The organism is Xanthomonas citri pv. citri (assembly GCF_000961215.1).
GTDB classification, from domain to species: domain Bacteria; phylum Pseudomonadota; class Gammaproteobacteria; order Xanthomonadales; family Xanthomonadaceae; genus Xanthomonas; species Xanthomonas cissicola.
In genome coordinates, this window is sequence record NZ_CP008998.1 from 1,054,908 (window position 1) to 1,068,536 (window position 13,629).

The following is a 13,629-nucleotide window of genomic DNA, read 5'->3' on the forward strand; positions in this document are numbered from 1 at the left end:
CGCTGTCCTGCGCGGTTACTTGGCCCAGGTGTCGCGCAAGGTCACGCTGCGATTGAAGACCGGCGTGGCTTCGCTATGGTCGCGACGGTCGGCAACGAAGTAACCGGTGCGTTCGAACTGGAACGCCTGCTCGGGCGCTGCCATCGCAGCGCTCGGCTCTACGTACCCGCGCACGTTGCGCTTGGACTCGGGGTTCAGGTAATCGCGGTAGGTCTTGCCCTCGGACTCGTCGTCAGGCTTCTCCACCGAAAACAGGCGGTCGTACAGGCGGATTTCCGCTTCCACCGCGTGTGCCGCGCTGACCCAGTGGATGGTGCCCTTGACCTTGCGGTTGGCGCCTTCCATGCCCGGGCGCGATTCCGGATCCAGCCAGCCGCGCAGTTCGACGATCTCGCCGTCAGCGTTCTTGATCACCTCGTCCACGCGCGCAATGCCTGCACCGCGCAAGCGGATTTCGCCGCCCGGCACCAGGCGCTTCCAGCCCTTTGGCGGAACCTCGGCGAAATCCTCGCGCTCGATCCACAGCTCGCGCGCAAACGGCACCTCGCGTGTGCCGAAGCTGTCGTCCTTGGGGTGGTTGGAAAACTGCAGCGTTTCGGTGTGGCCTTCCGGCAGGTTGGTCAGCACCAGCTTGAGCGGGTCGATCACGGCCATACGGCGCGGCGCCGCTGCGTCCAGATCCTCGCGCAGGCAACCTTCCAGCACCGAGAAATCGATCAGCGAGTTCTGCTTGCTGATGCCCACGCGGTCCACGAACAGGCGCATCGCCGCCGGCGTATAGCCACGCCGGCGCAGGCCCTGCAGCGTGTACATGCGCGGGTCGTCCCAACCGTCCACCAGCTGCTCTTCCACCAGCGCGGTGAGCTTGCGCTTGCTCATCACCGTGTAGTTGATGTTGAGGCGCGAAAACTCGATCTGACGCGGCTTGGCGGCTTCGCGCGGCAGGCCCTTGTCCAGCAGCGGCTGCAGCAGTTCCGGATGGCCGACCAGGTCCACCTTGTCCACGCACCAGTCGTACAGCGGGCGATGGTCTTCAAATTCCAGCGTGCACAGCGAGTGGGTGATGCCTTCCACCGCATCGCCGAGCGAATGCGCGAAGTCGTACATCGGGTAGATCGGCCAGGCGTTGCCGGTGTTCTGATGCTCCACATGCTTGATGCGGTACAGCGCCGGGTCGCGCAGGTTGATATTGCCGCTGGCCATGTCGATCTTGGCGCGCAGCGTACGCGCGCCGTCGGGGAATTCGCCGGCACGCATGCGCGCGAACAGGTCCAGGTTTTCTTCGACGCTGCGCTCGCGGAACGGCGAATTGCGGCCGGGTTCGGTCAGCGTGCCACGGTATTGGCGCACCTGTTCTGCGGAAAGGTCGCACACGAAGGCATGGCCATCGCGGATCAGCTTCTGCGCGGCCAGGTAATACACCTGGAAATAATCCGAGGCGTGGCGCAGTTGCGCCCAGTCATAGCCCAGCCAGCGCACGTCGTCCTGGATGGCCACCACGAACTCGGGGTCTTCCTTGGCCGGGTTGGTATCGTCCAGGCGCAGGTTGCACAGCCCGCCGAACTCGGCGGCCAGGCCGAAATCCAGGCAGATCGCCTTGGCATGGCCAATATGCAGGTAGCCATTGGGCTCGGGCGGGAAGCGGGTGCGGATGACCGTGTGCTTGCCGCTGGCCAGATCCTCGCGGACGATCTGGCGGATGAAGTCTTTCTTCTCCGCCGGGGCGGTGGCGTCGGTGGCTAGGGTCTCGGACATGCGCGCATCAGCAATAGGTAAACCGCAAGTTTAGGCGGTGGCACCGGTTAGGGGTAGGCGCCGGGTGCGGAGGGGCGGCGTGGGGGCAGTGGTTTCGGCGTGGCCTGGGTGCCGGATAGCCTCTGCAGGCTGCGCCGGCGATGCATGGTTCGGTCGCTGCCAGCCGTCACGATGCAACCCGGGCGCGCCAGGCGGCGCAGGCGGGCCTGGCGAGCAGGCGGTCGGCGCCCAGTGCGCAGCAACCACGGTACAAGGTCCCTCTCACCTCACGCTTGGCCTCTTCACGTTGTTGGCCCGCACGCGCTGCCTTGCGCGCGCGCTGCAGGACAAGGCGTGCTTGCGGCCGGCCATGGCTGGCGGGCATCGGCCGCGACGCGTACGCTGCGCCGACCCCGTTGGAGCGCTCCTGCGATGCCACTGCCCCGTCTGGTGATCGGCGACAAGACCTTGTCTTCCTGGTCGTTGCGGCCGTGGCTGCTGTTGCGACACTTCAAGGTGCCGTTCGAGGAAGTCGCGCTGCCGCTTGCGACGCCCGAATTCCAGGCGCGCATAGCCGGGTATTCGCCGACTCGCCAGGTGCCGGTGCTCTGGGACGACGCCCTGCATGTGTGGGATTCGCTGGCGATCTGCGAGTACATCAACGAGCGTTGGCTGGACGGCCGCGGCTGGCCGGCCGACCTGGCCGTACGCGCGCAGGCACGCGCTGCCGCGGCGGAAATGCATTCCGGTTTTGCAGCCCTGCGCAGCCAACTGCCGATGAATCTGGCCCGCACGCCAGGCCCGGCGCAATGGGACGCGGCCGCCGAGCGCGACATCGCCCGCGTCCAGGCGCTGTGGGCCAGCCTGCGTGCCGAACACGGTCACGCCGGGCAATTCCTGTGTGGCGACTTCGGCATCGTCGATGCGATGTTCGCGCCGGTGGCGCTGCGCTTTTTCAGCTACGGTGTGCCGCTGTTCGAAGCGGCCGGCGATTATCTGGCGGCGCTGGACGCGTTGCCGGCGCTACGCGACTGGCGCAACGGCGCGCAGAGCGAACGCGCAGCGCGCGGCTGAGATGCAGATCGCCTACCGCGCCAGTCACCTCATCGATGCGCATCTGGCCAAGCACGCTCTGGAAGATGCCGGCATCACCGCGTTCGTCTTCGGTGAATCGCTGCTGGGCGGTGCCGGCGAGCTGCCCGCCTTCGGCGTGCTGCAGGTCTGCGTGGCCGACGTGCATCTCAGCCAGGCCCAGGCGGTGCTGGCAGAGATCGGCTTGTGCGGGCAGGTCACCCGCGCGCTGTAGCGCAGCGCCAGTCGTAGGAGCGCACCCGGGCGCGACGAGGCTCTGCCGATAAACGCCACGTCGCGCCCAGGTGCGCTCCTGCGCTGGTGTTATCGGCAAAGCCCCGGTCGCGCCCAGGTGCGCTCCTACGATGTATGCGCGTCATTCCTGCTGACGCCACCCCGGCGGCGCTGCATCCGGCGCGGCCAATGCGCGCAGGCGCTTGAACAACACCGTGGTTTCGGCCACGTTCCAGACCCGCAGTGCGACTTCGAAAGTATCCAGCGGCTTGGTCAGAAAGTCCTTGGCGCCCAGGCCCAGGGCGCGGTGGCGCGCGCTGCGGCTGGGGTCGGCGGTCAGCACGATCACCGGCAGGAACTGGCCCGGGTCTGACAGCCGCGCCAGCTGTTCCAGCAGCGCGTAGCCGTCCAACTCGGGCATCTTCAGATCCAGCAGGATCAGGTCCGGCGCGAATGCCGAGACCAGGCCCATGACCCGCAACGGATCAGTGGTGGCGATCACTTGCTGGAAGCCTTCGCGTTGCAGCAGGTCTTCGAGCAGCCGCACGTTGGCCGGCTCGTCGTCGACGATGAGGATGCGGGAGCCGAGGATTTCATCGTGTGTCATGCCAGCAACCCGTCGATCACGGTGAAGAATTCCGCCACATCGAGTGGCTTGGTCAGATAGGCGCGCACGCCTTGGTTGCCCACGCGCGCCAGCGTGGCGCTCGTGGCATCGGCACTGATTACCACCACCGGGATGGCTGCCATCGCCGGCTGCGCCTGCAGTTCGCGCAACAGCTCTTCGCCGTTGCCATCGCTCAGGTGCAGGTCCAGCAGAATCAGATCCGGCGCGCCGTGCTGCAACAGCTCACGCGCTTGCGCCAGGCTGGCAGCTTCGAGCAGCTGCCATTGCGGGCGACGTTCGGTGAGCGTGCGGATCAGCGCCTGATTGGATGGGTTGTCTTCGATGCTCAGCAGCCGGCACACGCCGCTGCCGGCATTGCTCGGCGGCACCAGCGGCCGCGTTGGTTCGCTGTGCTGATGCTCTCCCTGCGGCAGCGAAATCCAGAACCGCGCGCCATCGCTGCTGCTGTCCACGCCGATCTGTCCACCCATCGCCTCGATCAAACGCTTGCTCAGCGCCAACCCCAACCCGGTGCCTTCCACCGCAGAGCGCTCGGCGCCCAACCGCTCGAACGGGGTAAACAGGCGTTCGATCTGGGCCGGGGTCAGCCCCGCGCCCTGGTCGGCCACGGTGATACGCACCTGCTCGCCATCGGCCTGCGCGCTCACCTGGACCTGCCCGCCAGTACGATTGAACTTGACCGCGTTCGACAGCAGATTGAGCAGCACCTGGCGCAGCCGCTGCGCATCGGCGCGCACCGTCCACGGTCCGTCGATGGATGCCGGTTGCAGCGCAATGCCATGCTTGTCGGCATCCGGTGCGATCAGTCCCAAGGCTTCGTGCACGGCCGCGCGTACCGAGATCGGCTCCGGGCTCAGATCAAGTTGATCGGCTTCGATACGCGCGATGTCCAGCAGCTCGGTGATCAACCCGAGCAAGTGCCTGCCGGCACCCAGAATGTGCCGCAGATGCCGTCGATGACCCGGCTCGGGCAGATCCATTTCCAGCACCTGCGCATAGCCCAGGATCGCATTGAGCGGAGTCCGCAGTTCATGGCTGCTGCGCGAGAGAAATTCGGTTTTTGCGCGGTTGGCGGTTTCGGCCTCGCGCCGCGCCAGCTGCGCTTCGGCTGCGCGTGCGGCCAACAGTTCGCTGGCTTGCGCCAGGCGCTGCCCGACCTGGCCCAGTTCGTCGCCGGCACGCGGTTGCGGTGCCAGCGGCAGGCCTTCGCCCAGCCGGTCGGCGTTGGCGGCCAGGGTGCGCAGGCGCCCGGACAATGCCGAGGCGAACCATGCCACGGCAAATACCGCGCCCAGCCCGCCCAGCATCGCCGCGCTCAAGGTGATGATGAGGTTGCGCTGGCGCAGCCCCTGCGCCTTGGCGGTACGCACCTGCAACTGCGCGGTTTCGTAATTGCGCAATTCGCGCAGCTCCGCACGCAGGATGTCGAGTTTGTACTTGCCATCCCACAGTTGCCGAATCTCTTCTTCGCGGCTCAGATCCGGTGCCAGCAATCGGCGCCAACCCTGCATTTTTTCCGCAAAAAGTGGCTTGATGCGCGCAAAGCGCTGCGCTTGGCTGGGGTCGGTAATACGTTGCGAAAGACGGTCGGCCACGCGCTGCAGCCGCGGCTCGGCATCGCGATACGGGGTCAGAAATTCATCGCGCCGCACCAACCGATAGCCGCGCACGCCGGCCGCGGTTTCGGCTAACAGTGCGTGCGCTTCGTACAGATCGCTGAGCACTTCCAGGGTCTGCCGCACGTCGTTTTCGGCGGCGATGTTCTGCCGTTCCACGCTGTAGATCGCCATCAATGCAACGGCCAGCAACAGCAATGGCAGGGTGACGACCGCCAGGCTTTTGCGGGTAATCGGCCAATCGTTCCAACGCACCGCCAATGCATTCATAGCGCAAGTCCGGATTGGACCGCGTACACCGCGGCCTGGGTGCGATCTTTTACCTCAAGTTTCTGCAGGATTCGCTCCACGTGCACTTTGACCGTGCCGGGAGAAATCCCCAGTTCAGCTGCGAGGGTCGCGTTAGTGAGTCCGCGCGGGAGCAACGACAACACCTGTTTTTCGCGCTTGCTCAGCGCGCCCAGACGGTCGTCCTGCAGCGGTTTGCGCCGCCGTGTGGCAACCGGTTTGGCCGGTTCCGCCACCATCGCCGGCAGCAGCAGCGCGAACGCCTGCAGCGCCTGCACGTCGTCATTGCCGGGGGCCGGGCGGCCTTCGCTCCAGGCCACGCAAAGCATGCCGTGCGTGGTGCCCAGCGCGTGGATCGGCACCCTGGCTTCGCGGATATCGGACGGGCGCGGTGGCATCAACCAGGCCGCCTCATGGCCGTCGCCGGCGGCGCTGGCCCCGGGCGGCAATGCACGGCCGCGGCTGGCCAACACTTGCGCGCGCGGGCCGCGCTGCGCCAGCACTGCGCCGTGTTCCAGGCCCAGTAGCAGCAGCACCCGCCCGAGGACCGCATCGCAGGCCTGCTCGGGACTCTGCACCTGGCGCAGTGCAACGGCAGCTTCCCAAAGCGCCTGCCAACGCGCGCTATCGGAGGCCTCGCGGCGCAAGGTCAGACGCCAATCGCCAGCATTGGTGGGGGTTTCCATAGTTTCGCTCTAGGCCGATCAGCATATTTGAGTATATGCCACTCGGCAGAATTGTTGGGGCTGCTTGATTTCGATACTGAGCCTGCCCGATGCGGCACCCCCATCAATCACACGGAGATTCCCCATGCGTCGCACACTCTTCTCTCTGGTTCTGGCTCTGGCTGCCACCCCGGCGCTGGCTGGCGGCGTGATGCATTACACCGACAAGGCCAAGCTGCCGGCCGGCGGCGAAGAGCGCGAAGTCGCTGCGCTGTTCGACACCTGGAACGCGGCGCTGGCCACCGGCAACCCGCACAAGGTGGCCGACCTGTACGCACCGGACGGCGTGTTGCTGCCGACGGTCTCCAACGAAGTGCGCGCCTCGCGCGAACAGATCGAAAACTACTTCGAGATGTTCCTGACCAAGAAGCCGCAGGGCGTGGTCAATTACCGCACCGTGCGCGTGCTCGATGACGACAGCGCCGTGGATGCCGGCGTGTACACCTTCACGCTGACCGACAAGGCCGGCAACAAGAGCAACGTGCAGGCCCGCTACACCTTCGTGTACGAAAAGCGCGACGGCAAGTGGCTGATCATCAACCACCACAGCTCGGCGATGCCGGAAGTGGACACGCGCGCGGCGGTTGCCAAGGCCAAGTAATGCGGCGCGGACGACAGGCGCTGGCCGGGCAGGCTTGAAAGTGGCTCTGGCCGGCGCCATCCAGCAGGCAATCCTGACGATTGCGGAGCTGCACCATGCTGGGAATCGGCGCCTTCAAACAACGTCTGCCACGCCCGGGCGAAGCACTACCCGGGCGCGAGCAAGCGCTGCCGCTGCATAACACGCACCTGGTCAACGGCCATCCGTTGCGCGGGGAATTCACTGGTCTGGCCCAGGTGCAATTCGGGCTCGGCTGTTTCTGGGGCGCGGAACGCAAGTTCTGGAACGTGCCAGGGGTCTACACCACAGCAGTGGGTTACGCCGGCGGGCAGACGCCGAACGCGACCTATTCGGAAGTGTGTTCCGGGCAGACCGGCCACACCGAAGCGGTGCTGGTGGTGTTCGACGACCATGCGGTGTCGTTCGCACAATTGCTGCGTACGTTCTGGGAAAGCCACGACCCCACCCAGGGCATGCAGCAAGGTAACGATATGGGGACGCAATACCGTTCGGCGATTTACTGCACCACGCAGGCGCAGTACGACGCCGCGCTTGCCAGCCGCGATGCGTATCAGCAACAACTGACCGCAGCCGGTTATGGCGAAATCACCACGGAGATCCGTTTCCCGGCGCCCACGTTCTACTACGCCGAAGACGATCACCAGCAATATCTCGCCAAGCACCCCAACGGGTATTGCGGGCTTGGCGGCACGGGAGTGAGCTGCCCGATCGGGCTGGATGCCTGACGGAAAGGCGGGCCGGATTGAAACGCTGTCATCCACAAGATCGTGGCAGCGTGCCGATGGCCGACAGTGACCGGCAGCGTTATCACGATCAGGCACCGCATGGGAGTGCGTGCTAGGCAACTTGAATGGCTGCGTCGGAGACGGCGCGGCCATCTTTTTTGAGCGGAGGTCGCAACACACGCTGGTGATGGGGCGATACGTTTTTGTAAGGTGAATCGGCTCGGAGACGCTGTACAGCGAATCAGTGGTGTGAGTTGTTGCGGCGAGCGCCGCAGAAGACCGGGCAGCAAATCATCGGAGGCTGCTCAGCGCGGGCAATTACTCCTGATGATTCGCCGCGAACGGTATGGAGACTCGATACGAGCAATCAGCACGGTGAGCCAGGACAGGGCATCAGCTGTACCGGCTTGAATCGGTTGGATCAAACGAATTCTCCGGCAAACATGCCGCGCAACTGGGCAAGCGTGTCGGTGCGCTCCGGATGCAATTGCCGCATGCACGCCAATGCGAACCCCACCGGGCTGGTGCCGGGTGCGGTGATGACGCCGTCGGCGCTGACGACCTTTTCGTGGCGATAGTGCGCAGCGCCTGCGTACGGCACCACGTGCTCCTGCAAGAAGGCCAGCGCGTTGCTGGTGTGCGCGCGCTCATCGAGCAGGCCGGCATAGGCGAAGGCGAGGGTGGCGCCGCAAATCGCCGCGACCGGGCGCTGCTGCTGCACGCGCTCGACAAGCAAACCGCTCAGCCCGGGAATTTCGCCGGCCTGCCAGCGTTCGCTGCCGGGCAGGATCCATAGATCAGCTTCGAGTGGCGCCAGATCGGAGAGGGCGAATTCCGGCGTGATGCGCAGGCCACCGATGGACTGCAGCGGTTGCCCGTCGATACTGGCAATGGCGACCTGGTCGCCGAACCATTCGCGTGCTGCCGGCAGCACCACGCCGATTTCCCAATCGGCCACGCCGTCGACCATCACCACTGCAATGTTTGCCATTGTCCGTTACGCCAGTTGAGGGAATCCGGATTCTAGGCAGTGCGCACGCCGCGGGTGTAAGCGATATGTGGAGAGCAGGGCGTTTGGTCCAAGCGGCACACGGCGCAGGTGTGGCTTTGCTGGGCCGCGGTCTTCTGTCTGTCGTACAGACGCGCTGATATGCGGCTGCGGTTGATCCCGGCACAGCCGGCTGCGGAAGCGACAATCCCCCATTCACGAGCTGCCCGCATCCGTACCCGTTATCGCGACGCAGACCCGCTTGGCCGCACATCCCCATCTAAACCAAGCTCCAAAAACAACAACGCCCGCAGCCGAGCAGCTGCAGGCGTTATGTGCAGAACAGGCTCGCTGCGTGATCAGCCAGCAAGTTTGTCGGCAATGGTCTTGCGCAGTGCGTGCAAGTCCTTTGCGAACGTGTCGATGCCGCCGGCCAGCTTCTCGGTGGCCATCGGGTCGGCGGCCAGGCCCGAAGCGAAGCTATCGCTGTCGATCGGGGTGAACTGGGCATTGTCGGCCTGAGCCGGGGAGAGCTTGCGCGGCAGCTCGCCGTGCTCGGCGTCGAGCTTTTCCAGCAGGTCCGGCGAAATGGTCAGGCGGTCGCAACCGGCCAACGCTTCGATCTGCGCGGTGGAGCGGAACGAGGCGCCCATGACCACCGTGGACGAGCCGCGCTGCTTGAACTCGTTGTAGACGGTGCGCACGAACACCACGCCCGGATCTTCATCGATGCTGGCCGGGGTCTGCCCCTGCGCCACGTAGTAGTCCAGGATCCGGCCCACGAACGGCGAAATCAGGAACACGCCGGCTTCGGCACAGGCCAGCGCTTGCGAGCGGTTGAAGATCAGCGTCAGGTTGCAGTCGATGCCTTCTTTCTGCAGCTGCCGGGCGGCTTCGATGCCTTCCCAGGTCGCGGCGATCTTGATCAGGATCTTGTCCTTGGACACGCCGCGCTCGGCGTACATCGCAATGAACTTGCGCGCCTTGGCGATGGTGGCCTGGGTGTCGTGCGCCAGATCGGCGTCGACTTCGGTGGATACGCGCCCCGGCACCAGTTCGGCCAGCTTGACGCCCACGCCGATGGTCAGGCGGTCGGCGACTTCGTTGACGGTGGCGGTGCGATCGTCGCCGCCGTGCTCGCGGCCCCAGGCCAGCTCGCGTTCGATCAGGTCGGCATAGACCGGCAGGTCCAACGCCTTCTTGACCAGGGTGGGGTTGGTGGTGCAATCGACCGGCTTCAGGCGCTTGATGGCGTCGTAATCGCCGGTGTCGGCGACAACGACGGACAGCTCACGCAGTTGGGCAAGCTTTGAGGGGGATGCAGTCATGCGGGTTCTCTCGAATCGTGGAACGGGTCGGGGATAGGACGCAGCGCGCTACGTTAGCGCGCTGCGCGCCGGAAGTCGCCCGCCGCTGCGGGTTGCTCGTGCACGGCAGTCACGCGCAGGCGCAGGTCGCGTCCGTCGGGCGTGCGCCAATCGATGCGCTGGCCAACCGACAGGCCGAGCAGCGCGCTGCCGACCGGCGCAAGCACCGAGATGCGTCCGTGCTGCACATCGGCTTCATGCGGATACACGAGGGTGAGCGTATGCCGTTCGCCATGCAACTGGTCTTCGCATTCGATGCGTGAGTGCATGGTGACGACATCGCCGGGAATCTGGTCGGGCGGCAGCACACGGGCGCGGCCCAGTTCGTCGCTCAGCGCAGTGGCGGCGGGATGCTTGTTGAAGCTTGGCGAATCGAGCAATGCCTCAAGCCGGGCAAGGTCGCGGCTGGATACCAGAATGGATGGCGGCAAGCCGCTGTGGTGTTGCGAAGTCATGGCAGTCTCCTGACGAATACGGCTTGCCGACATGGCAAGCGTCTCTGACAAGATGAGGGTGCCGGCGGCTGATCGCAATGCATGGATGTTGCGGAACCAAGGCACTGGCAAGGGCTGCCACGCAGGCGCTGCAGGCCTGGTGCAGCGAGCAAGCGCTGCGGTTGAGGCAATCGGAGGGTGAGGGCATCACGGCCGCTGCAAACGAGCCCGCTTCCACCGCATGCCGCAAACACCGCACTATCAGTCTCAAGCAAGCGAACCAAAACGCTGCTCGCAAATCGCATGGTCGCGTGGGCAGCGTGCTGCCGCCAGCCGCGTCCAACAGACAGCGGCGGATTGATGCGCAGCAAACCTGCGGGCAAGAGCGCTGCGCACAAACAAACAAAAAGCGACGCTCGCGCGCCGCCCAATTCCAAACCTCCAACCGGCACTCGAAGCGACCGCAACCGCGATACGCTTTTCCGATTTCCGATTTCCGATTTCCGATTTCCGATTTCCGATTTCCGATTTCCGATTCCCGATTCCCGATTCCCGATTCCCTAAGCCGCCACCGCCTTCGGTCCTGGCGCAGGCTGATCCAGCGTGAACAGGCTCTCGGGCAATTCCTTGAACAGCTGCGACAGCTGCTCCAAAAACGCGGTCATTGCCGAACTGCGCCGCCACGCCATCGCAATGCGGCGGCTAGGCTGCTTGTCTTCACGGAAGCGGATCAGGCGGATGTTTTCCGAGCGCGCAACAGGAGGCTTGACCGCCAGCAGCGGCAGCAAGGTCACCCCGACATTGGCCGCGACCATCTGACGCAGGGTTTCCAGACTTGTGGCCTGAAATTCGGATTTTTCCAGCGCGCCGGCCAGATGGCAGACATCCAGCGCCTGGTCGCGCAGGCAGTGGCCATCTTCCAGCAGCAGCAGGCGCTGCTCGGACAAGTCGTCCAGGGTCATGCTGTCGTGGCGCGACAGCGGGTGGCTTTCCGGCACTGCCAGCACGAAGGGCTCTTCGAACAGGAATTCGGCATGCAGCTGATCGTCCTGCAATGGCAATGCAAGCAAGGCGGCATCCAGGCGACCTTCGCGCAGCTGGTGCATCAGCTGATCGCTCTTCTCTTCGATCAGCAGCAGTTCCAGACGCGGAAAACGCTCGCGGATGCGCGGTACCACATGCGGCAACAAATACGGGGCCAGGGTGGGAAAGATGCCCAGACGCACCGTGCCCGCTTCCGGGTCCTGGCTGCGGCGTGCGGCTTCCTTCATCTGTTCCACCTCGGCCACGATGCTGCGTGCACGCACGGCGGCTTCGCGGCCGGCCGGGGTCAGCATGACCTTGCGCGGCGCACGTTCCACCAGCGACACGCCGAGCTCGTCTTCGAGTTTCTTGATCTGGGTGGACAGCGTTGGCTGGCTGACAAAGCAGGCGGACGCCGCGCGGCCGAAATGCTTGTGGTCGGCCAGGGCTACCAGATATTTCAGGTCACGCAGATTCATATACAGCAGCCTTCATTGCGGTGACGGGGAACCACTGGCGCGTGTTGCAAGCTTAGCGCCCGGGTTGGCCGGGCGCTAAGCGGGCGCTTGCTTATGCGGCCTGGGCCACACTGTCGGCAGTGGCCGGTGCGCTGGTGCGGATCAGGTGGTCGAATGCACTCAGCGCCGCCTTGGAACCTTCGCCCATTGCGATCACGATCTGCTTGTACGGCACCGTGGTGGCGTCGCCAGCGGCGAACACGCCGGGTACATCGGTCTGGCCACGGTCGTCGACGATGACTTCGCCGCGCGGCGACAGCGCCACCGTGCCGCGCAGGAACTCGGTGTTGGGGAGCAGGCCGATCTGCACGAACACGCCTTCCAGCTCGATGTGCTGGATATCGCCGCCGGTGCGGTCCTTGTAGACCAGACCGGTGACCTTCTGTCCGTCGCCGAGTACTTCAGTGGTCTGCGCGCTGGTGATGATGCGTACGTTGTGCAGGCTGCGCAGCTTGCGTTGGAGCACTTCGTCGGCGCGCAGCTTGTCGTCGAATTCCACCAGCGTGACATGCGCCACGATGCCGGCCAGATCGATCGCCGCTTCCACGCCCGAGTTGCCGCCGCCGATCACCGCCACGCGCTTGCCCTTGAACAGCGGGCCATCGCAGTGCGGGCAATACGCCACGCCCTTGTTCTTGTACTGATCTTCGCCAGGCACGTTCATCTGCCTCCAGCGCGCACCGGTGGACAGGATCACGGTCTTGCTCTTGAGCGAGGCGCCATTGGCCAGCTTGATTTCGATCAGGCCATCGGCACCGGCCGGGATCAGCTGCTCGGCACGCTGCAGATTCATGATGTCCACGTCGTACTGGCGCACGTGTTGCTCGAGCGCGGCGGCCATCTTCGGGCCTTCGGTTTCCGGCACGGAAATGAAGTTCTCGATCGACATGGTGTCCAGCACCTGCCCACCAAAACGCTCGGCGGCCACGCCGGTGCGGATGCCCTTGCGTGCGGCATACACCGCTGCTGCCGAACCGGCCGGGCCACCGCCCACCACCAGCACGTCGAACGCTTCTTTTGCAGCGATTTTCGCAGCGTCGCGCTTGGCGGCATTGGTATCCAGCTTGGCGACGATCTGCTCCAGCGTCATGCGGCCCTGGTCGAACAGCTCGCCGTTCAAGTACACGGTGGGCACCGACATGATCTGGCGGGCCTCTACTTCTTCCTGGAACCAGGCGCCATCGATGGCCACGTGCTTGATGCGCGGGTTGAGCACGGCCGCCAGGTTCAGCGCCTGCACCACGTCCGGGCAGTTCTGGCACGACAGCGAGAAATAGGTTTCGAACTGGTAATCGCCATCCAGGTGCTGCACCTGCTCGATCAGCTCGGCGGCGGCCTTGGACGGGTGGCCGCCCACCTGCAGCAGCGCCAGCACCAGTGAGGTGAACTCATGGCCCATCGGCAGCCCGGCAAAGCGCAGCGAGATGTCCTGGCCGGGCGTGGTCAGCGCGAACGAGGGCTTGCGCTGGTTGTCGTCGCGGTGGATGTCCAGGCTGATCTTGTCCGACAACAGCACCAACTCTTCCAGCAGGTCGAGCATTTCGCGCGAGCCGGCACTGTCGTCGATGGAGGCGTTGATTTGAATCGGCCGCGTCACCCGTTCCAGGTAGGCGGTCAGCTGGGTCTTGAGATTGGCATCCAACATGGAGAACTCCT

The 13,629-nt window shown here is 65.0% G+C and carries 13 protein-coding genes; 4 read left to right on the forward strand and 9 right to left on the reverse strand.

Annotated elements, in window-relative coordinates; translation table 11 throughout:
- Nucleotides 1–15 precede the first annotated feature (15 nt).
- A complete protein-coding gene (locus AMD14_RS05065) occupies nt 16–1,755 on the reverse strand; it encodes a glutamine--tRNA ligase/YqeY domain fusion protein (protein WP_003487506.1) in 1,740 nt (579 codons plus the stop codon).
- Nucleotides 1,756–2,166: 411 nt separating this feature from the next.
- On the opposite strand from AMD14_RS05065, the gene AMD14_RS05070 reads away from it, so the two are divergent.
- On the forward strand, nt 2,167–2,808 hold the full coding sequence (locus AMD14_RS05070; RefSeq protein WP_015462899.1) for a glutathione S-transferase family protein: 642 nt from the start codon (nt 2,167–2,169) through the stop codon (nt 2,806–2,808).
- 1 nt (nt 2,809) lies between these two features.
- A complete protein-coding gene (locus AMD14_RS05075; protein WP_005917243.1) occupies nt 2,810–3,040 on the forward strand; it encodes a putative signal transducing protein in 231 nt (76 codons plus the stop codon).
- A gap of 141 nt (nt 3,041–3,181) precedes the next feature.
- On the opposite strand, the gene AMD14_RS05080 is transcribed toward AMD14_RS05075, so the two are convergent.
- The 3 genes from AMD14_RS05080 to AMD14_RS05090 are packed head-to-tail and all read right to left on the reverse strand — an operon-like array spanning nt 3,182 to nt 6,257.
- Nucleotides 3,182–3,646 carry a response regulator gene (locus AMD14_RS05080; protein WP_011050602.1) on the reverse strand — a complete coding sequence of 155 codons (465 nt, stop codon included), beginning with the start codon at nt 3,644–3,646 and terminating at the stop codon, nt 3,182–3,184.
- Nucleotides 3,643–5,553 carry an ATP-binding protein gene (locus AMD14_RS05085; protein WP_011050603.1) on the reverse strand — a complete coding sequence of 637 codons (1,911 nt, stop codon included), beginning with the start codon at nt 5,551–5,553 and terminating at the stop codon, nt 3,643–3,645. The genes AMD14_RS05080 and AMD14_RS05085 overlap by 4 nt, the downstream gene beginning before the upstream one ends.
- Entirely contained in the window at nt 5,550–6,257 is a 708-nt protein-coding gene (locus AMD14_RS05090) for a helix-turn-helix transcriptional regulator (protein WP_005917238.1), read from the reverse strand. Before AMD14_RS05090 ends, AMD14_RS05085 begins: the two co-directional genes overlap by 4 nt.
- 124 nt (nt 6,258–6,381) lie before the next feature.
- Here AMD14_RS05090 and AMD14_RS05095 point away from each other — a divergent pair, with 124 nt between their 5' ends.
- Complete coding sequence (locus AMD14_RS05095) at nt 6,382–6,897, forward strand: SgcJ/EcaC family oxidoreductase (protein WP_011050604.1); 516 nt, start codon at nt 6,382–6,384, stop codon at nt 6,895–6,897.
- A 95-nt stretch (nt 6,898–6,992) separates the two neighbouring features.
- A complete protein-coding gene (gene msrA / locus AMD14_RS05100; RefSeq protein WP_011050605.1) occupies nt 6,993–7,643 on the forward strand; it encodes a peptide-methionine (S)-S-oxide reductase MsrA in 651 nt (216 codons plus the stop codon).
- Nucleotides 7,644–8,064: 421 nt separating this feature from the next.
- On the opposite strand, the gene AMD14_RS05105 is transcribed toward msrA, so the two are convergent.
- The 5 genes from AMD14_RS05105 to ahpF all read right to left on the reverse strand — a co-directional run bounded on the left by AMD14_RS05105 (nt 8,065) and on the right by ahpF (nt 13,618).
- A complete protein-coding gene (locus AMD14_RS05105) occupies nt 8,065–8,634 on the reverse strand; it encodes a type 1 glutamine amidotransferase family protein (protein ID WP_003487521.1) in 570 nt (189 codons plus the stop codon).
- Nucleotides 8,635–8,990: 356 nt separating this feature from the next.
- Nucleotides 8,991–9,959, reverse strand: coding sequence for a transaldolase (gene tal, locus AMD14_RS05110; RefSeq protein ID WP_011050606.1), 969 nt, complete (start codon nt 9,957–9,959; stop codon nt 8,991–8,993).
- A gap of 53 nt (nt 9,960–10,012) precedes the next feature.
- Nucleotides 10,013–10,453 carry a nucleoside diphosphate kinase regulator gene (rnk, locus tag AMD14_RS05115; RefSeq protein ID WP_011050607.1) on the reverse strand — a complete coding sequence of 147 codons (441 nt, stop codon included), beginning with the start codon at nt 10,451–10,453 and terminating at the stop codon, nt 10,013–10,015.
- Between the two features lie 539 nt (nt 10,454–10,992).
- Complete coding sequence (locus AMD14_RS05120; protein ID WP_005925902.1) at nt 10,993–11,934, reverse strand: LysR substrate-binding domain-containing protein; 942 nt, start codon at nt 11,932–11,934, stop codon at nt 10,993–10,995.
- A 91-nt stretch (nt 11,935–12,025) separates the two neighbouring features.
- Nucleotides 12,026–13,618, reverse strand: coding sequence for an alkyl hydroperoxide reductase subunit F (ahpF, locus tag AMD14_RS05125; RefSeq protein WP_011050609.1), 1,593 nt, complete (start codon nt 13,616–13,618; stop codon nt 12,026–12,028).
- Nucleotides 13,619–13,629 lie beyond the last annotated feature (11 nt).

What these genes read in the sequence shown, in the direction of transcription:
- AMD14_RS05065 (WP_003487506.1), bottom strand. Translation starts at nt 1,755, where the DNA reads ATGTCCGAGACCCTAGCCACCGACGCCACCGCCCCGGCGGAGAAGAAA.
- AMD14_RS05070 (WP_015462899.1), top strand. Translation starts at nt 2,167, where the DNA reads ATGCCACTGCCCCGTCTGGTGATCGGCGACAAGACCTTGTCTTCCTGG.
- AMD14_RS05075 (WP_005917243.1), top strand. Translation starts at nt 2,810, where the DNA reads ATGCAGATCGCCTACCGCGCCAGTCACCTCATCGATGCGCATCTGGCC.
- AMD14_RS05080 (WP_011050602.1), bottom strand. Translation starts at nt 3,646, where the DNA reads ATGACACACGATGAAATCCTCGGCTCCCGCATCCTCATCGTCGACGAC.
- AMD14_RS05085 (WP_011050603.1), bottom strand. Translation starts at nt 5,553, where the DNA reads ATGAATGCATTGGCGGTGCGTTGGAACGATTGGCCGATTACCCGCAAA.
- AMD14_RS05090 (WP_005917238.1), bottom strand. Translation starts at nt 6,257, where the DNA reads ATGGAAACCCCCACCAATGCTGGCGATTGGCGTCTGACCTTGCGCCGC.
- AMD14_RS05095 (WP_011050604.1), top strand. Translation starts at nt 6,382, where the DNA reads ATGCGTCGCACACTCTTCTCTCTGGTTCTGGCTCTGGCTGCCACCCCG.
- msrA (WP_011050605.1), top strand. Translation starts at nt 6,993, where the DNA reads ATGCTGGGAATCGGCGCCTTCAAACAACGTCTGCCACGCCCGGGCGAA.
- AMD14_RS05105 (WP_003487521.1), bottom strand. Translation starts at nt 8,634, where the DNA reads ATGGCAAACATTGCAGTGGTGATGGTCGACGGCGTGGCCGATTGGGAA.
- tal (WP_011050606.1), bottom strand. Translation starts at nt 9,959, where the DNA reads ATGACTGCATCCCCCTCAAAGCTTGCCCAACTGCGTGAGCTGTCCGTC.
- rnk (WP_011050607.1), bottom strand. Translation starts at nt 10,453, where the DNA reads ATGACTTCGCAACACCACAGCGGCTTGCCGCCATCCATTCTGGTATCC.
- AMD14_RS05120 (WP_005925902.1), bottom strand. Translation starts at nt 11,934, where the DNA reads ATGAATCTGCGTGACCTGAAATATCTGGTAGCCCTGGCCGACCACAAG.
- ahpF (WP_011050609.1), bottom strand. Translation starts at nt 13,618, where the DNA reads ATGTTGGATGCCAATCTCAAGACCCAGCTGACCGCCTACCTGGAACGG.